This is a genomic window from Pseudomonadales bacterium (assembly GCA_041395945.1).
Taxonomy (GTDB): Bacteria; Pseudomonadota; Gammaproteobacteria; order Pseudomonadales; family Azotimanducaceae; genus SZUA-309.
Genome location: JAWKZN010000002.1, coordinates 872,868 through 895,446, shown reverse-complemented (window position 1 = coordinate 895,446; position 22,579 = coordinate 872,868). Strand labels below are relative to the sequence as shown.

General features: G+C 62.3%; 14 protein-coding genes. 4 read left to right on the top strand and 10 right to left on the bottom strand.

All coding sequences use genetic code 11. From position 1 onward, the window contains the following. Positions 1–18: 18 nt before the first annotated feature. From R3E82_20680 to R3E82_20635, 10 genes are all read right to left on the bottom strand, one after another. Positions 19–2,652, bottom strand: a complete 2,634-nt coding sequence (locus R3E82_20680; GenBank protein MEZ5553309.1) for an AAA family ATPase — start codon at positions 2,650–2,652, stop codon at positions 19–21. Next, positions 2,652–3,794: a metallophosphoesterase gene (locus R3E82_20675; protein ID MEZ5553308.1), complete on the bottom strand. Its 1,143-nt coding sequence runs from the start codon at positions 3,792–3,794 to the stop codon at positions 2,652–2,654. Before R3E82_20675 ends, R3E82_20680 begins: the two co-directional genes overlap by 1 nt. Positions 3,795–3,798: 4 nt before the next feature. Then, positions 3,799–7,200, bottom strand: a complete 3,402-nt coding sequence (locus R3E82_20670; protein MEZ5553307.1) for a UvrD-helicase domain-containing protein — start codon at positions 7,198–7,200, stop codon at positions 3,799–3,801. Further along, positions 7,197–9,866 carry a PD-(D/E)XK nuclease family protein gene (locus R3E82_20665; protein ID MEZ5553306.1) on the bottom strand — a complete coding sequence of 890 codons (2,670 nt, stop codon included), beginning with the start codon at positions 9,864–9,866 and terminating at the stop codon, positions 7,197–7,199. Before R3E82_20665 ends, R3E82_20670 begins: the two co-directional genes overlap by 4 nt. Positions 9,867–9,913: 47 nt before the next feature. Further along, positions 9,914–11,890, bottom strand: coding sequence for a hypothetical protein (locus tag R3E82_20660; protein MEZ5553305.1), 1,977 nt, complete (start codon positions 11,888–11,890; stop codon positions 9,914–9,916). Positions 11,891–12,044: 154 nt separating this feature from the next. Further along, the gene (locus R3E82_20655; GenBank protein ID MEZ5553304.1) at positions 12,045–13,124 is read right to left on the bottom strand and encodes a GNAT family N-acetyltransferase; all 1,080 of its coding nucleotides are present in this window, start codon (positions 13,122–13,124) and stop codon (positions 12,045–12,047) included. 62 nt (positions 13,125–13,186) lie between these two features. Continuing rightward, the gene (locus R3E82_20650; GenBank protein ID MEZ5553303.1) at positions 13,187–14,155 is read right to left on the bottom strand and encodes a fumarylacetoacetate hydrolase family protein; all 969 of its coding nucleotides are present in this window, start codon (positions 14,153–14,155) and stop codon (positions 13,187–13,189) included. A gap of 175 nt (positions 14,156–14,330) precedes the next feature. After that, on the bottom strand, positions 14,331–15,536 hold the full coding sequence (locus tag R3E82_20645) for an HlyD family efflux transporter periplasmic adaptor subunit (protein MEZ5553302.1): 1,206 nt from the start codon (positions 15,534–15,536) through the stop codon (positions 14,331–14,333). Then, entirely contained in the window at positions 15,533–16,390 is an 858-nt protein-coding gene (locus R3E82_20640; GenBank protein MEZ5553301.1) for a polyphosphate polymerase domain-containing protein, read from the bottom strand. Before R3E82_20640 ends, R3E82_20645 begins: the two co-directional genes overlap by 4 nt. Positions 16,391–16,399: 9 nt before the next feature. Beyond that, positions 16,400–17,041 (bottom strand): DUF4956 domain-containing protein, encoded by a 642-nt coding sequence (locus tag R3E82_20635; GenBank protein MEZ5553300.1) that lies wholly within the window; start codon positions 17,039–17,041, stop codon positions 16,400–16,402. Between the two features lie 366 nt (positions 17,042–17,407). Between R3E82_20635 and R3E82_20630 the strand changes: the two genes are divergently transcribed. The 4 genes from R3E82_20630 (at position 17,408) to R3E82_20615 (ending at position 22,506) form a co-directional block, all read left to right on the top strand. Continuing rightward, on the top strand, positions 17,408–19,750 hold the full coding sequence (locus tag R3E82_20630; protein MEZ5553299.1) for a TonB-dependent receptor: 2,343 nt from the start codon (positions 17,408–17,410) through the stop codon (positions 19,748–19,750). Between the two features lie 184 nt (positions 19,751–19,934). Further along, positions 19,935–20,228: a hypothetical protein gene (locus R3E82_20625; GenBank protein MEZ5553298.1), complete on the top strand. Its 294-nt coding sequence runs from the start codon at positions 19,935–19,937 to the stop codon at positions 20,226–20,228. Beyond that, positions 20,225–21,955: a DUF3604 domain-containing protein gene (locus tag R3E82_20620; protein ID MEZ5553297.1), complete on the top strand. Its 1,731-nt coding sequence runs from the start codon at positions 20,225–20,227 to the stop codon at positions 21,953–21,955. The genes R3E82_20625 and R3E82_20620 overlap by 4 nt, the downstream gene beginning before the upstream one ends. Continuing rightward, positions 21,955–22,506, top strand: coding sequence for a MarR family transcriptional regulator (locus R3E82_20615; protein ID MEZ5553296.1), 552 nt, complete (start codon positions 21,955–21,957; stop codon positions 22,504–22,506). Before R3E82_20620 ends, R3E82_20615 begins: the two co-directional genes overlap by 1 nt. The last annotated feature ends 73 nt before the right edge of the window (positions 22,507–22,579 follow it).

Sequence of the window (22,579 nt, the reverse complement as noted above, 5' to 3'; positions counted from 1 at the left end):
GGCCCGCTCGGCGCAGGCTCAGTCGATCCTGATCACCCTGGCGTTGCCGACATGGGTGAACCGGCCCGGAGTGCAGGTGAGGATGATGATCTGACACTGCCGGCCTGCAGCAGCGATGGCTGCACCCATGGTTTCCAGACGCAGCGGATCTGAGAAACCCAGCGCGTCGTCGAGAACCAGGGGTACACCGCCCTGCTTCGAGACGATCTGTGCCGCGGCCAGGCGCGTAAGAATACCGAGCTGCTCCTTCGCGCCGATACTCAGGTCTTCGAACTCGAGTGTCTTACCCTGATGGGTCCGGGAGACGATCGACCAGTCGTCGCCGAGGCCTACGGAAAAGCCACTGCCGAAGACGACGGCCCCAAGACGTTCGATGGCTGCCTTGAGCGGTCTCACATAGGACTCACGCGCTGCTTCCCGGTGGTGACTCAGCGTAACCCAGAGGCGTTGTGCTGCCTCAGCACGCTGCCTGGTGGTGGCAAAAGCAGCGTGAGCCGCTTCGCATCTGCGCGTGGCAAGTTCCGCTTCTTCGAAGCGCCCGTTCGCCCGGGCCTGTTCGAGGCGGTCTGTGAGTACAGCGAGATCGCGCTCCGCCCTGACTGTTTCCGCCCTGGCGCCATCGAGCACGTCCCGGGCATTTTCAAACAGGGTCCGGGCGGCCTCTGGTGAGATTTCGGTCAGGGTGGATTCGAGTTCGGCCATCTGCTTTGCCAGCACAGCGGCAGCCTCGGTGGTCTGCTGTTCCCGTTCCTGAAGCGTGGCATCGGTTCGTTCCTCGCGGGCGCGGTCAAGTGTCGCGCGGTTGTCGCCGAGCAGCCTTTCCAGAACAGCCAGTTCCTGTTGCGACATGCGCAGAGCACCATCCTGTTTCGCGTGTTCTGCCGCAAGTCGCTCTGCTTCCCGTTGTGCTTCTTCGAGGTCGTTTTCGGCAACCGCGAGTCGAGCTTTTGCATCGGTCAGCAGATTCGCTGCAGCCGTTGCGTTTTCCGGCAGGGGTGTGGCCGCGGATCGTTCCTGCGCGTAGCGCGTGCAGCGGGTTTCCAGACTTTCTGCGAGCAGCGCCAGCTCCTCGGTTGTCGCGGACTGCAGGAGCTCCCGCTCGCGGGCTTTCAGACTTTCGATTGTCCGCTCAGCTTCTGTCCTGCGCTGGTTTGCGACGACGGCCGCTTCGAGACTGTCCACACCGAACCCTTGCTGCAGTGTTTCGAGCAGTGCCTCGGCTGCTGCGGTCTCCTCTGCAAGTTCGGCGACTGAGCGTGACGGCGTAACCCGTATCCTCGCGATTTCGGGCAGATGGATTTCCAGCGAGGAGGACACACCTCGGGTGGTTGTCTGTGAGGTGCGCAGCGACAGGTTCTCCTCTGCGATTCCGACATCGAGATCCCGCAATGCGGTTACAGACAGGGTGGTGGATGCGGCATCCCGCTTGCCTCTGGCAACGGCCAGCGCACTGGTCGCGTCGCGGAGCTGGTCGAGCCCAGCTGCATCGATGCTGATTTCCGATCGCACCCGCAACTGGATACTCAGTTGAGCGGTGATGTCCGTAAGCAGCGTGAGCCGCTTCCTCACCGCGGCAAGTTCATCCAGATTTTCCAGGTAAGCGGCATCGCGCTGCATCAGATCGAGCGCCGCGCGCAGTGCGCGAAGCGTTGTTTTCGCCCCGGTTGCCTGCAGTTGAGCCGCAGAGAGCCCGGTTTGTAACTCCTGCGTGCGTGCGGCGAGGGGCGCCTGCCGCAGTCGCTCGCTTTCCAGCTGTTTTTCATTCTTTTCCACCTCATCGATCAGCCTCTGACGTTCCTGCACGGCTCGCTCGGCGTCCTTCTGGATTGTCCTTGCCGAATCGAGTGCCTTGCGTGAATCGGTCAGCTTCTCCGTCAGCGAACGCACGGACTGCCAGGTTGTTTCGTGTGCCTTGAAGCGCTTTTCCAGCTCCGGCAGCGCGGCCTTGAGCCGACGCACCTCGGCAGTCTGAACCCGATGGCGTTCGGTATTCTCTTCGATCTCGGTGAGCGCGGCCCGGGCTGCGGCGAGGCTGGCATCGGCGTTTGCTGCGGCTTCTTCCAGGTGCTGGTATTTCGAACGACCGGTCTTGGCCGTGTAGTAGCGTTCGTATTCCGCCTGGACAGCCGCGATAAGGCTGTTGTCTTCGCCGGCATCTGCTGCACCGGCATTGCCTGCAGCGGCGTCCAGCGCCTGGGCCAGTCCCGCCGAGTTCTGCAGATCAGCGAGTCCGACCTTGTCTCCCTGATCCACCAGCAGTGCCTGCCACAGAGCCATGTCGACCGTCTCTGCGAGCATCTGCTCGACAGCCTCGTGGGCTTCACGACCGGTAAGCTGCCGTCGTTGCGGAGTGAGTACGTCCAGCGTGGTCTGGGGTGACCGGTTGTAGGTTTTGGCATAGACGAAGCGATAATCGCCCGCCTCTATTTCGGCTGCCACTGTGCTTCCCACGTCCCGGTCGACCGGCTGAATCGCTTTGACCGCCTTTTTCTTTGAGGAATCGAGTTCCTGGATGAGCATCTGCAGGGCTTCGATGATCGACGATTTGCCGATTTCGTTTGGCCCTTCAATCACGGTGACACCTTCGCAGAACTCGATGCTGCGCGAAGTCACCCCGCGCCAGTTCTCCAGAGAAAGCCGCAGGATGCGCATCAGCCGCCCTCCTGTCTGCTCAGGCGGTAAAAGAGCATGAGTGCATCCCGGGCAGTCTGGTCGCCGTCTTCTGCGGCTGCCAGCAACTCGTTCCAGGCTGCCCGGGCGTAGCCGGTCAGTGACACGCTGTCCTGGTCGAGCTGATCCGGTACCACGGCGAGGTCGGTCGTGCGCTCGCGCCATTCGAGACTGGCGAAGCCGGGCGCTTCACTCTCCATCAGTGCTTCGAGCGCCGCGGCGGTGGCCAGGCTGACAGTGCCGGTAAACCCCACCTTTACGGCTGATCGTTCCCGGTTCGGCAGACCCTTCAGCCAGCTTCGGAACCGGGAGAGATCGTCGGGTCCGTTCATCGGGTGTGCGGCGGCGATAAACGACCAGTCGCCTACCCTCAGGGGTTCCACCTGGCAATCGGCCCCGGCGGTGAGGGTCACCAGCAACGCCTGGTTCGGATCCACTTCATCGAATGCGGTCGCCACCGGGGCACCCGAGTACCAGATGCGCCCGGTATCCCCCACCCGGGTTACCGAGTGCCGGTCGCCGAGAGCCAGATAATGGAAGCAGCCTTCCGCGACGGCGCGCTCGGCGCGCTTCAGGTTGATGATGTCCGGTCGTGCCCCGTCCGGCGCAAGTGTGTCCACCTGGCCGTGACAGACAGCGATTCGAATCACGCCTTCGGCCGGCTGCAGGCCATCTGCCAGGTCTGCGCAGAGATCAGAGCTTGGATGCCTCGTGCGCCAGGGCGCACCCGCGATCTCGACAACGGCGACACCGGGTACCGGCACCGGCACCATGTCACGCAGCACCTGGATCCGATCGCCCGCTTCCCGGAACTCCCGGGTAGCGAAGATGGACGCAGCGTCGAGGGGATCGTGGTTACCGGGCAGCAGAAAGATCGGAACGGGCAGGGTCTTGAGCGCATTGAGCGTGCGCAACAGGGTTTCCTTCGACAGCTGATTCGACTCGAATACATCCCCGGCCACAAGGATGAATTCCGCGCCATGCCGGGTGGCAAGATCGCCCAGGGTCCGAATGGCGTCGATGCGTGCCTGGGAAAAACGCGACATGGCCTCGTCGCGCAGAAACGACCGGGTCATGCCGAGCTGCCAGTCCGAAGTGTGAATGAAGCGGGTAGATGTCGACATCCGCTCAGCCTTTTACAGGTTCGAGGCGATCATGGCGAGGCAGATACAGGGCTGTCTGTACTTCTCTGTCCTCGAGCTGGGTAAAAAGTCGGCTGTAAAGCAGGAGCTGGGACCGGTAGCGCTCGCCTTCCTGTGCAAAGAATTCGTCGAGGTCCGCGCCGGCGTGGTAACCGGATTTGTAATCGATAACCCAGCGCACACCCTGGTCATCGATGAACGTGCGGTCCACGATCGCATTCACCAGGCGTCCGTCGATCACGCCGGACACGGCGAGTTCGCAGGCGCAAGCGGCATGCTTTGCACTCAGCATCCAGCGGCCCGTTGCGCTGTCGAGGGTGCGTTCGAATGCGCTGCGGACGATGTCGGTGTTTTCTTCGAGCGTCTCACCCCGTGCGCCGAGGGCGCGGAGCAGGTGAGGTACCCGGTTAAGGAGCCGCTGACGCTCGGCCGCATCAATCGTCTCGATACCCAGTCGGCCTGCTCGCTCGAGCAGCCGGTGCAGTACCGTGCCCGTGCGACGGGCGTCGATACCGGCCCAGTTGAAATCGACTGGCGTCTGGCGCTCGAAAGCCGGCAATGCAGGTGACCAGCGAAATGTCCCGGCTGCTGGGGGATACCAGTCCGCCGCAACGCGTCGCAGTGACTGGTCGGGGAGCGCAACGGGTGGAAGTTCCTCGACTGCAGCGGGTGTGTCTGCCTGTTGCGTGACTCCAGCGGCGAGGGCGGCTGTGAAGGCCGCCCCGGTGGTTGGCCAGAGTGTGGCGAGCAGGCTGCGCGCGTCCGGTCGGATCTCGCCCCTGCTGTTCTCCGCAAGACAGGCCGTGAGCACCAGCCTTTCCCGGGCGCGTGTGGTGGCCACATACAGCAGACGGTTGTCTTCGAAAGCGGCCCGGGTGTTCTGTTCATTGCGGATCAGATCCACCAGGGGTCGATTGTGTTTTTCTTCCGCGTTTCTCAGTGGTGCGAGCAGGACGCGCTCTGTGCCATCCGCTGCGGTGAAGGGCAGCCAGTGCAACAGCTCCTGTCTGCTGCCGGGCGGACTGCGATGCAGACCCGGCAACACCACCAGGTCCCACTCCAGACCTTTGGCCCCATGCATGGTGAGAATTTCCAGTTTCACCTCCGGTGCGGGTGGATCTCCTTCCGTGAATTCGCCGCTCAGCAGCTCGAGAAAATCGTTCCAGTCCGCGAGCAGACCACCCGCCTGGGCGACGTCCAGGGCGCTCAGATAGGCGGCCGCATCACTCGTGTCCGTGGCGCCATGCAGATAACAGTTCGGTCCACCAAGTCTCAGCCAGGCACCTTCGACCAGATCCCTCAGCGGTCGGCGTCGCCAGAAACTGCGGGCATCCTCCAGGACCTGATAGACCCGCTCGGCCCGCCCCCGGGCTTCGGCATCGAGATGCGCCAGCACCTGGGGATCCTGAGGGTCGCGACCGTCACCGGCGATGGCGTGCAGATCGACCAGCCGCAGCCCGCAGAAGGGTGCGCGCAAAACGGCGAGCAGGGCGGCGGTGTCCGCGGGCAGCAGGAGCACCCGGGTCAGCGCCAGCAGATCCTGCACCACCGGTCGGCTCAGCAGCGGATCGAGTTTCACGGCGCGGAACGGGACCTGCAGACGCTTGAGTGCCGGCAGCAGATCCTTGAGATGACTGCGGGCGCGCACGATGATGGCAGCCCTGAAGTCGCCATCGTCCGCGTGGTCGGCCAGTGCACGGCGGACCAGTTCGGCAACGGCGTCCGCTTCCTCGGTGTCGCCGGGGAAGGCGAGCAGGTCGACCCGTCCGCCTTCACCCCGGCCGGGCTGCGAGGCCGCATAGGCCACTGCACCGGCGGAGACGTCCTCCACGGTCGGAAACACCGGCTCGAGGAACTCGTTCACCCAGGTCACGATTTCGGAGCGGGCGCGGAAGTTGCGGGTCAGCGTCTTCGATTCCAGAGTGAGCGCCCCGATGCCCTGATCCCGTGTGCGGATGAACAGGCCTACTTCCGCCTCGCGGAACCGGTAGATGGACTGCATCGGATCTCCGACCAGAAAAAGACTGCGGCCTTCGGACCGGGCGGGCCCCCAGCCGCCTGTGAGTTTTTCCAGCAGATGCAGCTGACTCCAGTTGGTGTCCTGAAATTCATCCACAAGGATGTGCTGGATGCGGCGATCGAGATACAGGCCGAGATCCGTATAGCCCGCTTCCTCGCTGCCGAGCCCATCCAGGGCCGCGGCCGCCAGACCGCTGAAATCCATCTGACCCGAGTTTGCGAACACCAGTCGCAGTTCGAGTGCGGCGCGCTGCAGTACGCGAACCAGGGACTCCAGCACCTGCCATTCGTCCTCCTGGTAGTGGGGCTCCGGGAGATTGCGGACACGGTCGAGAGCAACGGCGGGAGAGATCCGGGCGGGCAGTGCCGCGAGTGCCTGCAGCAGGTCGATAAACTGATCCTTTTCCGGCGTGCGGGGTGGAAAACCCTGCTGGACGTTCACCGTCTGCCGGAATTGCGCTTTGCCTTTCACCAGCAGTGCGTCGGCCAGTCCCTGCCAGAGTGGCAGTTCTGCGGGAGACAATCCGGGCAGTGTGTCCACATGCGCGAAACGGTCGATTGTGGCAACCCTCGAGGCGCGGATGAGATTGCCTGCAGCGAATTGCAGGAGTCTGCACAGCGAGCTCCGCTCGAAACCGGACTGCCGGAGTGCTTCGTCGAGTTGCGTGTGGGCATTTGTGAGCTGCTGCACCACGACTGCACCGAGCACTGCCTCGAGATCCTGCCGGATCAGTGTGCCGGAGACACCCAGCGCGCGCAGCCATTGCTCGCGCCTGCCGAGCAGGTCCGCCAGCAGATCTTCGATGTCCTGACTGCGATGATCGCGCCAGTCGAGCAGTCTGATCAGATCGCCGGCGAGCGGATCATCGCCATCGACCAGGCTGAGCACCTGACGCGCGGCCTGGCGATAGAGCGCACGGGTATTGTCTGCCGGAGCCGGAACCGGTCCGAGGGCGGTTGCCACAGGCATGGTGCGCGCGAGGAAGTGATTGAAGCTGTCGATGGTGCGGATGAGCAGTCGCTGGGGATTTTCCAGCAGACCCCATTCGCTGACCCGCTCTCTCACTGCCCGGGCTTTCTCGCAGGCCGTCTGCTCGTGTGCCGCGTCGGTGCTGAAAGCCGGATCGAGATAGCGCAGGATGCGCTGCTTCATCTCCGCAGCCGCTTTGCGTGTGAAAGTAATGGCGAGAATCTCTTCCGGCGCGTCGACCACCCCCAGCAGGCCGAGATAGCGCTCCACCAGAAGCGTGGTTTTTCCGGAACCTGCGGGCGCCTGCACAATGACCGATCGTGCAGGATCGACTGCATCCCGCCGTGCGCCGGTGTCGTCAGCTTCCGCCCGGGTGCGTGCTGTGTTGCCGCTTGTCATGAGTCCGGCCCGCCGTGATCCGCATCCATCTGAATGTCCGCGTCTGCCGCTGTCTCGTCGGCATAGGATGCTGCGGGTGCCCGCTCGGCGATGCGACAGAATGCGTGCAGGTGGCAGTGCCTGCACACCGACCCGTCCCGGGGATCGACGGTTGCGGCACCCGCGACGAATTGCCCGGCCAGTGCCTCCAGGTGAGAGTGCCAGTCGGTCAGCAGCGGCTGCCAGTCGGCAAGTTCCCGGAACCGTCCCTTTGCCGAAGCGAGCGGGTCGATGCCGGCGGTGCCGGTTGCCGTTGCAGAGAGACCCTCGAATCTCAGCTCTTCCGGGCGGATACGGGCGAAGGCGATAGCGCCGGGCGCCGGATCCAGTGTCACGGCATAGGCGGGTAACTGGGGGTCCACCAGGCGCGGTTCCGGATACCAGTGACCGCGACTGGCCTGGCCGGTTTTGTAGTCGATCATCAGAGTCGTGCCGTCCGGCAGCCGGTCGATGCGATCGATCTTGCCGGTGAGTGACAGTCCGGCAAACTGCAGCCGGATGTCGATCTCATGTCCAAGCACGGCGAAGTCACCCCGGGGCAGTTCCACATCGGCAAGCCAGCGCTCGAGCGCGCGTTCGGTGCGGCGGGCTTCGAGCCGGCGTCCGGCCGCAGAGAGGATCAGGCGGTAGCGGCTGGTGAAGTTTTCGAGTGCGGCGTCGACCGCTTCCCGGATGCGCCGGGCCCTGGGTTCCGGAGCGAGTGCTGCGAGCGCTGCGCGATCCGCCAGCCCCTCCCAGAAGATCTCCAGTGCTTTGTGGATCACCGTGCCGCGCTGTCCCGCATCGAGTCCGGGCCGGGGCACACTCAGATCCCGGGCGCCGAGTCGGTACTGGGCGAATGCCCGGAACGGGCATTCGGACTGAGCTTTCAGCACACTGGTGCCACCACTGACCGCATCGAGAAGCAGGCGGATACCCGGATCTTCGATCAGAGTCTCTGACCAGCGGGCGGCCTGGGGCAGGTTTTCAGGCGCTGCCTGAATCACCAGGGCGTCCGGCAGCAGTGCAGTCGGCTGTCGCTCTGCCTCCTCCCTGCCACGGGAAAAGCTGCCTTCGATCCGGGGTGCACTGCGGCATAAGGCAGCCAGTTCGAGTCGGGCGTGGGCCAGCGCGCCGGCTGGAGTGGCGCGGGGAACGTCCACCTGGAAGGCCGCGGGAATGAGCGGATCCCGCTGCGGGGAGCCGGGCCAGGTCTGTGCATCCAGGGTGGTGATCCAGAGCGCGTCGAAGCGGGAACCGAGCGCTTCTTCCACGCCGAGAATTTCCACAGGCACACCGGTGTTCTGTTCCCGGAAAACGGCGCTGTCGGCAGACTCTTCCAGCAGATCGAGAATCCGTGCCCGGGGCAGCGGCGCATCCGCGATGGTGTCGAGGGTGGCGAGGGTTTCCAGCAGGTCGTGCCAGCGCTGCAGTACCTGATGTTCGCGACTGTCGAGTCCCCGGCCGGTGCAGAATCCCAGCGCGGACAGCTCCTGCTGGAAGGCGGCCGCCCATTCCGAAGGCCAGGCCCGGCCCGGGAGCCTGCTGCGCTGCTGCTGCCAGAGGGCCAGATGCTGCCCCAGTGCAGTGGCGCCGTGGCCTTCGAGCACCCAGCCCAGTTCGGTGAAAGTGAGATCGTAGGGTGCCTCCTTAGCAAGGCGCGCCAGCGCTACTTCGCGCGCGGTTGCTTCCACCGCCCATCCTGGCAGATAAGGGGAGCGCAGCAGGCGCGAGGCCTGCGGCTGGGTGAGCCGGTTCGCCGCCAGTTGCAGCAGGGCCAGGGCGTCTGCCACCAGTGGCCAGTCGCCGAGGGGCAATCCGAGGGAGATGTGCCAGGCGTCGGGTGTCGAGGGTGCGAGGCGGAACCCCCGGGGATCGAATACCTCACGAAATACCCGCTCCACGTTGGTCACCCGTTCCGGCAGGTCGGCGACCACTACAGCGATCGCGTGATTGGGGTCGATATCCAGTTGCGCCCGGCACCAGCGGGCTGCGGCGCGCAGTTCGTCGTCCGGTTCGAGGTGGCTGTGCAGTGGAATGCCCGGTGGGAGTGATGGTGCGGGATCCGTGCGGATCAGACGGCAGCCGGCGGCCTGGGCACCAGCCAGGATGCGACTCTGCAGCGGGGTGAGCGGCAGGTCGAAGCCTGCGAGTTCGATCTCATCGGGCAGGCGGATGGCTCCCGCCTCAATACGGCTGGCAAGCTCCGCGTTCAGCGCCCACTCGTCAATGTAACCCTGGCGCCGGCACAGTGTGCGAAAACGGCGTGCCCAGTCTCTGAATTTCTGGCTGTCTTCGGAGAGCAGCAGCGTCTGCCAGTCGGCGGGCGCGGGCAGATCAAATTCGTGGATCCGCCGCCAGGCGCGCTGGGCCAGCTCAGCCACCCGGGGTTCGCCGACGAAAACCTGCTGATCGACCAGGGACTGCCAGAGCAGCCGCGACTGACTGGCGCTGATCAGTACCCGGTCGTCGTCGCTGCCGAGCATGAGTTCTGTGCGCAGTTCGCTGAGCCAGGCAGAGAAGGCAAGGATCCTGGGCGGCAGCCAGGCACGGGCACCCTGACCTGCGGTATCCATCGCCCAGCGATGTGCGGTCGTGCGGGCGAGGCGGGGTGTGGGTGTCAGTATCAGGCGCACGGGATCGGGCATGGCACGATTATGCACGGCGCGGGGGCGAAATCGGGGGCGGCGAACCCTCAGGCGTTGCGGCGGAGTTCGGCTGCTGCGTCGGGGTCGTTGCTGGCGGTGTCCGCAGGCCGGGCGTCAGCCGCGGCGGGCTCGGGGGCGGCGCCCGGTTCGGCGCCGTCGGCGTCGATTCCGGCAGGGGACGCGTCGGTGACGGCAGGTATGGCATCCGCCGACGATCCATTCGGCTCCTGAGGCACAGCCTCAAAACTGCCGTCAATCGGAGCGTCCGCCACAGCTTCCGAACTGCCGTCATGCGGCGCAACCGCCACAGCTTCAGGACCTGGATTGTCGCGCCTGTTGCCGCGCATCTGCAGGTCCTGCTCCAGTGATTGAATCTTGAAATCCCGGTCGGCAAGCATGCTCTTGTAGATCGTGATGGACTGGATCTGCTCGGCGAGTTCGGCAGTTGCCTGATCGGCCTTGGCCTGGAGGGCGGCAAGCTGGCGCTCGCGTTCGTGTTTCTCGCTTTCGACCGTCTGGCGCTCCTCATGGCGTGCGCGCAACTGGCCGCTGGCGATATCGATTTCCGCCTGCAGGGCGTCCACTCTTTCGTTGAGCTTCTGGTTGCGGGCTTCCCGGTCGGCGAGGGACTCTTTCAGCTTGCTCATCCATTGTTCGCGCTGGGTGAGATTGGCCTTGAGATCTTCGATTTCCCGGCGCAGGGCGCTGATGTGTGACTGGGCCTGATTGATCTCCGAGGCGCTGACCTCGTGGCGCTTCTCAGACAGTGCGATGGTCTCGCTCGCCTGCTGCTGCGCCTCTGCGAGGGACTTCTTGAGGGTGCGGACTTCCTGATCGAGGGACTCGATGCGGAACTCTCGATCTGCGATTGCGTTCTGCAGACTGGCAGCCGCCTGCTCGAGCGATTTCTGTTGGGCCGTGGCGGTCGCGAGTGCTTCGCGCCCCTGGTCGGCACTGTATTCGGCAGTCTTCAGCTCGGATTGCAGGCGTCTGACCGTGTTCAGCGTGGTACCCAGTTCCTCGTCCAGGGCGTCGATGCGTGCATCCCGCTGGGAGATGGATGATTCCAGTGACTGCATCTGGGTGCGCTGATTGCTCAGTTCCAGTGCGCGCTCCTCGGATTCCCGGCTCAGTCGTTCCACGTCCTGTTCGCTGGATTTGAGAGAAGCCCTGGTGGTTTCCAGGTCTCCGAGCAGGCGTTTGATGGAGGCTTCCCGATCTGAAATCGTGCGCTGACGTTCTTCGATTTCCCGTTCGAGCACGGGTACCCGGGCTTCGGCTTCCGCGGTAGTTTCTTTCAGCGCCCGATTCGATTTGCTGCGCTTCTGGGCGAGATCTTCGAGCATCTCCTTTTCATGCCGCACATCGGACAGCTGGGCACGCAGATCGTCCGCAAGTCGCACCTGCGCATCGAGCTGATTTTTCAGAGACTGGATTTCTTCGTGGTCCGCGACGGGTTCTGTTTCGACAGCAGATGCAGCGGGCTGGCCGTCTTCGAGTCTGGATTCGAGTGCTTCGATGCGTTCGTCGCGCTTGATCAGTGCATCCTTGAGTTTTTCGTAGAGGGCTTCTGTTTTCCGCAGTTTTGCCGCAAGGGGAGAGTCACCCTCGCGCTCTGCCACGGCCTCGTCTTCGAAGCCATCCATGATCACGTTGCTGGATTCGCCGCGTCCGCCTTTCACCGCATTGAGTTCGGAGGTGAGATTTCTGACCTCGCGCTGAGCGCCGCGCAGATCGCGCTCGCCTTCGTCACGCGCGCGCAGGAGCTCGGCGTTGCGATCGTTGAGTTCCTGAAGTTCGCTCTGCAGTCGGGTGATCTGCTGATCGCGATTGCGGACCGTGGATTCGAGCTGGGGAACAGACGCCTTGGCGTCGAACACATCGCGGCGCAGATCGGTTTCCCGGCGCCTGGCTCCGGAGCCCCGACCTTTCCAGCCGACCCAGAAAAACAGCAGAGCCACGGCTACCGCGATGGCGATATGCACGGGTGAGAACGTCGTGTTCGTCAGCAGCTCTTCGAGCATGAGTCCGATCTTTGGAGGCCAGATCCATGATGTTTGCCCAGTCGTCTCAGACAGACCACCAAGCAGTTCTCAGCTGGACGGAACGCTCCCCCGGCTCTCTGTCAGAGTGTGACGGGTGTCACAGGCTGCCAGGGAACCACTGCGGCGCTGATAATTAGTCGCAGGCTCCCTGATGATCCGCGTTGATCACCTCCAGCAGCGCCCGGGCGTCCGGATTGGCGAGGGAAGGAGCATGCAGTCGGGGATCGGTTCCAGTCAGCCACTGCATCCGCAGAAGGTCAGTATGAGCAAATTCAGGAAGCAGGGCGCAGAAGCGGAAGCCCAGCCCGATCAGTGCATCTACAGTGGCGTCGATTCCCGGATCATCCAGCGGGAGATCCGCGTGGACGATCGCAGGCTGCGTCTGTCCGCACAGTGACAGAACCCGGTCGACCAGATCTGCGCCGCTCGACTGCAGATATAACTGCAGCAGCCCGCGCCGGGGATAAAACTGGTGGCGGATGTCGCTGACAGGTTTCCACACGGCATCTCCAGGCAGAAAATTCCGGGACAGTGCGGTTGCCGCGAACAGTGTTTCCAGCAGCGTCCTGTATCGTGCGGGTGCATGACAGACTCTGAGCGACGAGGGTGGCGTCGGCGACAGTTCACTTGTGGGCGCGGGTGTGGAGCCGTCCTTTTCGCCTTCCCGCAGTGGAGCGGCGGCCCCCGGCATGGGCTGGTAGACCACCGTCGCAGCCAGTCGCCCCTGCTGGCGATCGACTGCGCGGTAGTCGGTTTCCGCCGGTATGTAGCCGAGCATGATGCCGGTCTCCACCCCGCCGCCGCTGACCGAACGCTTCTGCATGATGTCGTGAGCGGTGGTGGGGTAGTGGAGGTAACCGATATAACCGGCGCTGCTGCACAGATCGGTCAGGGCCGCGCCCAGCCGACCCAGCAGGCCATGGCCCCGGTAGTCGGGATCCACGATGGTGTTACCGGCTTCGATCGCACGCGCCTGGGGATGACGGATGGTGAGGCCCGTGTGGCCGACGACGCGGTTTCCGGCAGTGACCGCGACCACCGAGCGCAGTTGTCCGGACGCGATGGCCCCGTGCAGCTTCCCGGTGTCGTAAAAAATATCCGCCGGATAGGTCTCGCCGTAGCAGCGGCGAAAGCACTCGGAGAGTGAGCGGGCGTCTGCAGCCCGCAGGCGGCGCACTGTGATCGGGCGTTGCGTCTGTTCGTCTGAATTCACGCTGTCGGTTCCGCAGACGGCGACGGACTGAGCTGGATCATGAGCCGTCTCGTCCCTGCCGGTCAGGCTCCGGGTGCTGCCGCAATCCGCTGCTTCTGGGTACCCAGTTTTTCGATACTGAGCTCGACGATGTCGCCCGGCGCGAGAAAGACCGGCGGCTGCTGTGCGGCTCCCACCCCCGAAGGTGTGCCGGTGTAGATCACATCGCCGGGTTCCAGGGTCATGAACTGGCTGATGTAGGCGACGATGTCTGCGACTCCGAAGATCATGTGGCGGGTGTTCGAAGACTGGCGAAGTTCGCCGTTGACCGTGGAGCGAATGGTCAGATTCTGCGGGTCGCCGAGGGCGGCGGGTGTCACCAGCCAGGGTCCCAGCGGCGCAAAGGTATCCGCGCTCTTGCCCTTCACGAACTGACCCCCTCTCTTGTTCTGGAAAGCGCGCTCTGAGACATCGTGGCCAACGGCAAAGCCGGCGATGTGTGCCAGGGCCTGATCTGCCTGGATGTAGCGTGCGGTGCGCCCGATGACTACCGCCAGTTCCACTTCGTAGTCGAGCTCGGTGGCACCTCTGGGCGTGATCACGTCATCGAAAGGGCCGCTCAGCGCCGTAGCCGCTTTCATGAACAGCACCGGTTCAGTGGGAATGGGGGTGCCGGTCTCTTCGGCATGATCACGATAATTGAAGCCGACGGCGAGGATCTTACCGACCTGGGCCACCGGCGAACCCAGGCGCGGTGTTCCCGGCACACGGGGCAGGCTGGCAGTGTCGATGTCTTTCAGCCGCGACAGTTCGCCAAGAGTGCGGGGTGTGAAATCGTCGAAGTGGGCAGACAGGTCCCGCAGCACGCCCTCCGGGTCGATCAGCCCCGGCTTTTCTGCGCCTGCTGCGCCGTAGCGGACGAGCCGGTAACCCGGGGCTGTCCCATCGGACACAGCACCAGCTGCAGTGGCATCCAGAGGAACGAGCGCAGTGAGGATTGCGCCGGAGAATGAAACGACGAATGCGCCGAACAAGAATACTGATCTGATCATACCGGCAGCCGCCCCCTCATTATGGTAGTTGAGGTCTGGATTGTAGCGGGTCAGGCGATCGTGCGGATCCCGAATCTCCACAGCAACTTCGATACGGCAACGCGCGGAAGCGAAAACGGTGGGGTTATCCACCAGTTCGCGGAACATCGGCGTACTTCGGAATCAGTGGCTGTGGTCAGAAGCCGAGCGAAGCCAGCAGCGAGCTGGTGTGAATGATGGCAACCGCGACGCGGGCCGTTTCGCAGGACTGGAGTGATTCGCCCGGCACAGGGTCGCCATCGATGCTGACGATGGCCCGGTTCCCCTCCATCGTGAACTCCTGCTGGATGCGGATCGAAGTGTCTCCCTCCAGCATGGGGCCACTGCTGATGTACTCGATCCGGCCGGAGAGCGTCTGTTCGGAATCGATGGGGTAGATGGACACCTTCATACCGACTGCGAATTCGGAAACCCGATTGTCCGGAATCGGTACGATGGCGACCGGCTCCGTACAGTTCAGAATCTGCAGCAGGTTTGATCCTGACGTAACCCGGGTACCCTGAGTAACAAAACGCGCACTGACTTTGCCGTCGAAAGGCGCACGATGTTCCTCTGAGTAACTCGAATCGACACGGGTGCGCTCTGCATGGGCCTGGGTATTCGCCTGCTGCAGCTGGGACTCGAGTCTCGCAAGATTACCCCGATTATCCATCGCGCGAATGAGGAGACTGTCGCGCATCTGATCCCAGTAGCTGGCTTCGCCGTCTTCTGAAAAGGTGCTGTCCGCGAACAGACCGTCGCGGCCCATGGAATCCAGCACCAGGGCACTGCGCTCCAGATTCGCGCTGCTCAGTCGCACCTCGGCGGCTGCGATATCAGCCTGGGTTTTTTCGATCTGCATTTCTACTTCGCTGATCAGCTGCTTCTCATAGAGCTGACGGGCTCTGTTTACTTCCTCATCTTCCAGTCGCTTGCGCGTCATCGCGACATCATGCTGGGCCGATGACTCCTTACGCCTGAGTCTGGTGTCTCCGAGCATCCAGTCCGCGTAGACGGCCGCCTGCTGTGCGAACTTCGCCTGCAGCCCATCCAGGGCCTTCTGTTGTACGCGCAGATTGGCGATTTCCGACTCCAGAAAGACAACCTGACTTTCGAAATCGGTCAATCGGCTGCGGTCGAAGCGACTGTTGCTGATCCTTGCCAGCAGTTCGTTGCTGCTGATTCGTGCGCCAACGGCTGGGGGATCGTTGATTACCTGGCCATTCATAGTGGCAAACAGCGCGATGCTTCTCGCGACGATGGTTGCATTGCTGCTCTTGTAGCCGTCTTTGCTCGAGAACACGGCCCACAAGAGGGTAACGACGGCGCCGATCGTGAGCAGGATGATATCGATCTTCCTCAAGCGCGCTCCTCCTCCAGACACTGCTTTGCGCGACGGATCACGGGCAGAAAGCTGTTGCCTTTAGTGACACCACCCGTAAGGTTCACACCGATGCAGTATTTCGAGCATTTCGATGCCTTTCTGACCCGGAGTGTCTTCAGTGTGTCGCTGGCGATGCCTTTGCCATTGCTGGATTTGGTTTCGATCACGATGAACTGCTCGCCAAGACGCACCGGACTGTCGGGATCATCCGGTCGGGAAAATCCCAGGCTGGTATCGATTGTCACGCGCTCGCTGCCGTCGCTCGCCACGAGGGTGCAGCGCCGGTACTGCACGATCAGCGCCGGGCGCAGGTCGAAGGTCATCTCCTTATGGTATTGACTGCGATACAGGGACCTGACCAGTTCGAGCTCTTCACCCGCGACCTTCGAAACAATCAGATCGTCGGCCGGACATCGGTGCTTGACGGTTCTACCGCGAGAGCCTTTGAGCTTGATTTCGAAGAACTTCTGCCCACCACCGTCGACGTACTCCCTGGTGCGGACTTTGAGACGCTGGCGACGGCCCTGATGGTGTTCAAAGTAGCAGGCGTATCGATCATCGTAGTAGCAGGAGCTGTAGCGAAACTCGCGGCGATTGTCGATTTCCAGAACCGTATAACCTGTTCGAATCGCATCCAGAAAACCACTGGCTTCGTTCAGATCGACCAGGTACTTGTTGTCGACTCTGTCCTGCATGGCTGCCAGCGCATTGCACTGTGCCAGTGTAATCGACAGAAATCCCTGGATCCGGAAATCAAGACCGGCTTCTGCCGTCGAGCGCCGATCGGAAATGCGCTTTGACGGTTCGGGCTGAGCGATCCTGTGGCCATTCATTGCCGGACTCTAAGCCAGCCTGTCCGGGTTATCCGGCGCCTGGTCGAAGCTCGGCTCGAGGAGTACGTTCGCGGCGAACTGAGGTTTGTCGGTTCCCGGCAGTTCGTAGACCACCGCAAGCTCCACGAGATCTCTCACATAGTCGATTTTCCTGATTTCGAAGGACTGAATGGGATGACCGAGCTGCTCGGCCAGCATCGTCTCCATGACTCCACGGTCTCCGACAGCTTCCGCCGCAATGTGGTCCAGCGTCACCGACATCTTGCGGACGTTGTCCACGGTGATCAGATTGGCCGAATGCTCCAGAGTCCAGTTGCCGATGCACCAGGAAGCCAGCACAACGACGAAATTGCAGATCAGCACAAAACTCAGATCTGATATGCCGGCCCCGTTGATCACCGCCAGGGTGATCGCGCCGAAAACATAGGCGGTCTCCGTCTTGGTGAACTGCGCACTTCGCACCTGTATCAGCGACAGCAGCGCGAAGAGGCCGAACCCCACCGCCAGATTGAAGTCGGTGCGGATGATGGACATGACGATCAGCAGCACGAACACGTTGAACAGAGCGCAGGACACGAACATCTCCGTGTTCCGGTACTTCCGGTAAAGGATCACGTAAGCGAAAAAGTACAGGCTGATGAAATTGATCATCAGGTCCCGTATGACGGTTGAGTAGTCGATGAAGCTGATGATTCCCCTCCAGTCCGCGCTTATGACACTTTCACGACTCTCAGGGTTGGACCGGCCGCAGCCAGTGATTCAATCGGCACCACACAGGAAACCGCCAGCTGCAACTGGCCGGCGTGCAGGTCGTTCATACCTCGAGGCCCGACCCTCGGTGCCGACGTGGTGTAAACGCATTTGACGCTGGCACAGAGAGTCAACATCATGTGCTGTCTGTAGTGCCGGCTGGACGCTGGGGTCGTTCGAACAGCCGGAAGAGCAGGGGATGGGATTCGCCTGGGCAATGCCGCGGCCATTCCATCCAGCGAAAGATCTGTTTCCCGGGGAGAGTCCATGAATTCTGCTATTGATAGAGCGGCTGCCGCTCTGGTTTTCGTCGGCCTGGCAGCCGGCAGTCTGGTTTCCGCGCCGGCCATCGCAGCGGATGGCGATTCCAGACTGGCGCTGGAGGAGATCGTGGTCACCGCACGCAGGCGCGAGGAAGGCCTGCAGTCGGTCCCTGTTGCCGTGTCGGTACTGACCGGAGAGGAACTGACTGAGCAGGGCGGCCTGAAGATCGACGCCATCGGCAAGGTCGTGCCCAACGTGCATTTCGAGGCTGCGGGCGGTACCAGCGGGGTGAAATCTCCCGTCGTCTTCATCCGCGGCATGGGTCAGAACGACTTCATCCCGGTGGAGGATCCGGCGGTCGGCATCTATCTCGACGGCGTGTACATGGGGCGCAATATCGGCAGCGTGTTCGATCTCGTCGACATTGAGAGAATCGAAGTGCTGCGCGGCCCCCAGGGTACGCTGTTCGGGCGCAACACCATTGGCGGTGCGGTGAACATCATCTCCAAAAGGCCGACGGACGAGTTCGGCGGATCGGTCCGGGTATCCGGTGGCGAGGAGGATTACTTCGAAGTCCAGGGTACGGTGAACGTCCCGCTGACCGATCGGATCGCAGCCCGGATCAGCGCATTTCAGCGGCAAAGGGACGGCTACGTCAAAGCGGTCCAGCACCACAATCTGAAACTCGGCAGCGACGACATCTGGGGTGTGCGGGGTAACCTGCGCATGGATCTGAGCGACACCTTCAGCCTGGACTTTGCTGCGGACTACTCAAAAGCTGAGGAAACCCCCGGGGCGATATCCCCCATTGGCGGTATCAGCGGATTCAATGGCGAAATCGTCACCCAGGCGGCTCCGGTTCAGCAGTTCTCGGCGTTCTTCAATGCGCTGTACAGCGGAAACCCCGCATCCTGCACCACCGGTGCCGGCCAGGCGTCGAATCCAGCCTGCTACGGGCCGGTCTGGAACACCGGCGATCCCTACAAGGTGAATTCGATCTATCTCAACAACGCCGGAGATCAGATCAGTCCGAAACAGAAGGTCGAGGTCTGGGGGGGTAATCTCGCCGCGACCTGGCAGCTCGGCGCGGTAGAGCTGAAATCCATCACGTCGTACCGGGAATTCGATATCGCCCTGTTCAACGACCTCGACTTTTCGCCCTATCTGCTGTTCCACAACAACCACGACGCATACACCCAGGAACAGTGGTCGCAGGAGTTCCAGATCTCCGGCGATGCGCTGGACGGCCGCATGAACTACGTGGTCGGCTACTACTACTTCGAAGAGGAAGGAAACGAGGCGATCTTCAACCAGATCTCCTTCGCTCCGCCGCTGTCGCTGCCGCCGGACTTCTTCTTCCAGTATCTGGATCGGGTCATCGACAACGACAGCCAGGCCGTGTTCGGTCAGATCAATTTCAATCTGACCGACGCACTCACGCTGACTGTCGGCGCGCGTTACACGGAAAGCAACAAACGCTTCGACCTGATTACCGAGCGTCGGATCGGCCCGATTTCCGATCAGTCCGGTGATCTCAGCACAGAGGAGTTCACGCCTCTGGTGTCCCTGGCCTGGAATGTGAACGACGACATCATGCTCTATGCGATTTACTCGGAAGGCTATCGCGACGGCAGCTATGCCGCGCGATTCACCGGAATCGTCCCGGATCCCCTGCCGAACTACGACCCCGAGTACGTGACAAATTACGAGATCGGAGCCAAGACGACACTGCTCGATGGTCGCATGCGTCTGAATGCCACGGCTTTCCTGATGGACTACGAGGACATGCAGATCAATGCATCCAGCGACGCGGTCGCCACCTCTTCAACCAAGGAGAACCTCGGCGATGCAACGATCAGCGGTCTGGAGCTCGAGGTATCCGCATTGCTGACCGAACGGCTGACCGTTGGCGTCAATATCGGTTTACTGGATGACAAGATCGACAGCCTGAAAGGCGTGCTCGTCTCCAACACCGTGGTGATCGACAAGCACAGCGACCTGCCGAATACGCCGGACTGGACCCTGTCGCTCATGGCGAAATACGAAGTTCCTTTCAATAACGGATCAAGTCTTGCCCTGCGGGCGGACTACGCGGCCAAAGACGACTATTACAGCCGTGCGGAGAACATCGAAGAGCTGCTGATCGACGACTATCGGAATCTCAATCTCATGGCCACCTACTACTCTCCGGCCGGGGAATGGGAACTCGGTGTCGGTGTGCGCAACGCGACCGATGAGGTCTATTACGAGTCGGCCACGCCATTCGCCACCTTCGCCTTGAGTTTCGGTCAGCCTGTCAGGCCCAGAACCTTCTATGCCACCCTGACCTACAACTTCGGCGACTGATCGGAAAGGCGTCGTGCTGGAACACCTGGCGTTTCCCATGCTGCTGAACACCGGTCCGCTGCAGATGCTGGCAGGTGGCTGGACACCGGCGCAAGGATGGTATTCGATGAAGCATGGTGGTGCTTGTGACCATTCCCTATGTGATTTATCTGGCGGTGGTCAAACCCTTCTGAAGAGGTAAAGGATGAAAAGCGACCTGTTGCCGCCGGCGAGCGTGGAACACGCGGCCGCATTCGAAGTCAGTGATGCAAAGATAGATTACACGTCGATGGCGCTTGGCGGATCTGTCCTCTTCGTCATCTACCCGGCCTATGAACTGCTGCGTTACTGGTGGGGTGGCGGCACATCGATGTTCTCCTGGTCGTCGACAGCCGTTGCCCCTGTCTGTGCTGCGCTGTTCGGCTGGAACGTGCGGCGGCGGGTGCGCGGTCTCGCGCGGTTCGAGCCCGGGCAATCCCCGGCAGGTGCATCCCGGTGATTGTCCGATTCAGCGGGTTCAGGATAGCGGCTCATTGTGGTCTCCTCCTCTGCGCAGTTCTGGCAGGTCCGGCTTTTGCTGCGCAGGATTCCCACTGCGATTACTTCGAAGCCGGGGTAAAGCACGTCTACTGGGGCGATCTGCACGTTCATACCGGATTTTCCCTCGATGCCTGGGGTTACGGCACTGTTGCGACGCCCCGGGAAGCCTACGCATTCGCCAGGGGTGCACCGATTGAGCTACCCGGCGGCCACACCGTGAAACTCGATCGCCCGCTCGATTTCATGGCGGTCACGGATCACGCGGAGTGGTTCGATCTGATGTACGCATGCACCGATCCGCTCTGGAAGGAGGATCCCTACTGCACAGTGCTTACAACCAGGAATACGGCCGCAACCGGCACCGAGGTATTCGCCGAATACGTGGTGCCGACGATCACCAAGGCAGACCCCCGGCAGACCTCCCTGTGCCAGGGCGATCCTGCGCTCTGTGCGAACGGCTCGATGCATCAGTGGCAACGCATCCAGAGGCAGGCACACGATGCCAATGCCCCCTGCACATTCACTTCGTTTGCGGCCTATGAATGGTCAGCCACCCCGGATTTCAGCCACACCCACCGCAACGTGATATTCGGCAGCGAGCAGGTATCCCGGGAAGCCATCGACTATCTCCGGTTCCCCACTCCGGAACGGATGTGGCGCGAACTGGACCGCCAGTGTCGCGCCGAAGACGGCTGCGACGTGGTGGTGATTCCGCACAACACCAATATGGGAGACGGCAAGAGCTTCGATGTGGAAACCGAACCGGCGGATGCTCTGGCGCTGCGGGCCCGCTTCGAAAGACTCATTGAAATCCACCAGGAAAAGGGTAACAGCGAGTGTCTGCCTGTATTCGGCACAACCGACGAGGACTGCGGTTTCGAGGTTATCCTCAACCGCAGCTCCAGGCCTACTCCTGCCGCAGAGTTCAGTGAGGCGGAATGGGAGCGGATGCGCGGCAGTTATGTGCGCCGGCTGTTGCTGCGCGGCCTTTACAGTTATGCCGAGTCCGGCGTGAACCCGCTGCAGCTGGGCATCATCGGTTCCACTGACAATCACGCTGCCGCAGGGGGCTTTGTCGAGGAGGACCAGTGGCTGGGTTCGGTGTTCGGAATTGGTGACATTGAACGCACCATGGCCCGACAGACCTGGAATCCCGGCGGAATGGTTGGTGTCTGGGCGGAAGAAAACACCCGGTCCAGCGTTTTCGCGGCATTGCAGCGTCGCGAGGTTTTCGCTACCAGTGGCCCGCGAATCAAGGTCCGTATTTCGGCTTCGCCCAATCCACTGAGTTGCGACAATGGCGCAACCGGAGACATGGTACCGATGGGCGGTAAACTGGCCGGCGGGATCGGCGCCGCGTATTTTCTGATCGAAGCACAGTACGACCGGATACCTCTGCAGCGCATCGAACTCATCAAAGGTGAGCTTCGCGGCGGAGAGCTCATCGAAGAGGTCGTACCCGTCTGGCAGGCGGATGACGGCGGTCTGGACGTATGCGGGACCTGGCGTGATGCCGACTTCGACCCGACGGCACCGGCGTTCTGGTACGCGCGGGTCCAGGAGGCGCCGACACCCCGCTGGACGGCCGCACGCTGTATCGCCGCGGACCGGTGCGATGATTTTCCCGAAGCCCGCCGCGCGATCCGGGAGCGCGCCTGGACATCGCCCATCTGGTATCTGCCCTGATGGCTGCAACGGATGAAGGTCCCGCCCGCCCGCTGCGGGAAATTGACAGACATCTGATTGCCGGACTCGCGCGCGGGATCAACTGGATGGACAACAGCCTGCAGAACATCCTGAGATCCCGCGGCTACACGCCCGTGCACCGCACCCAGTCACTGATTCTCCTGCACATCGCCTGCGGCATCGATTCCCCCGCCGACATCGCACGGGAAATGGGGCTGACCCGGCAGAACGTGCATCAGATGGCGCGAAGCCTGATCGAGCTGGGACTCATCGAACAGTCGCTGCACCCGGCGGATCCGCGACGTTCGAAGTATCAGTGGAGCAGCGGTGCCTCGGAGATCCGCCGGGAAGCGCTGGGCATCCTCGAGTCTCTGGAGGAGGTCGTGAAATCCCGCAGTGGTGCGGGCGATGAAGAAATGCTGGCCTTCCACAAGATCCTGGGTGCGGACTGGGGGCCGCTGATCGGCAGTGACGAAGAGCTGCTGTCGGCTGCGGAAACTCAGGTATCCAGCAGACGCGGGAAGTCGCGCAACCGCAACACTGGGGACTGAACGAATGATCTCCGGGATCGAGCCCGGATCTGTGATCATTGTGACCGACGGTTGAGTAGTCGATGAAGCTGAT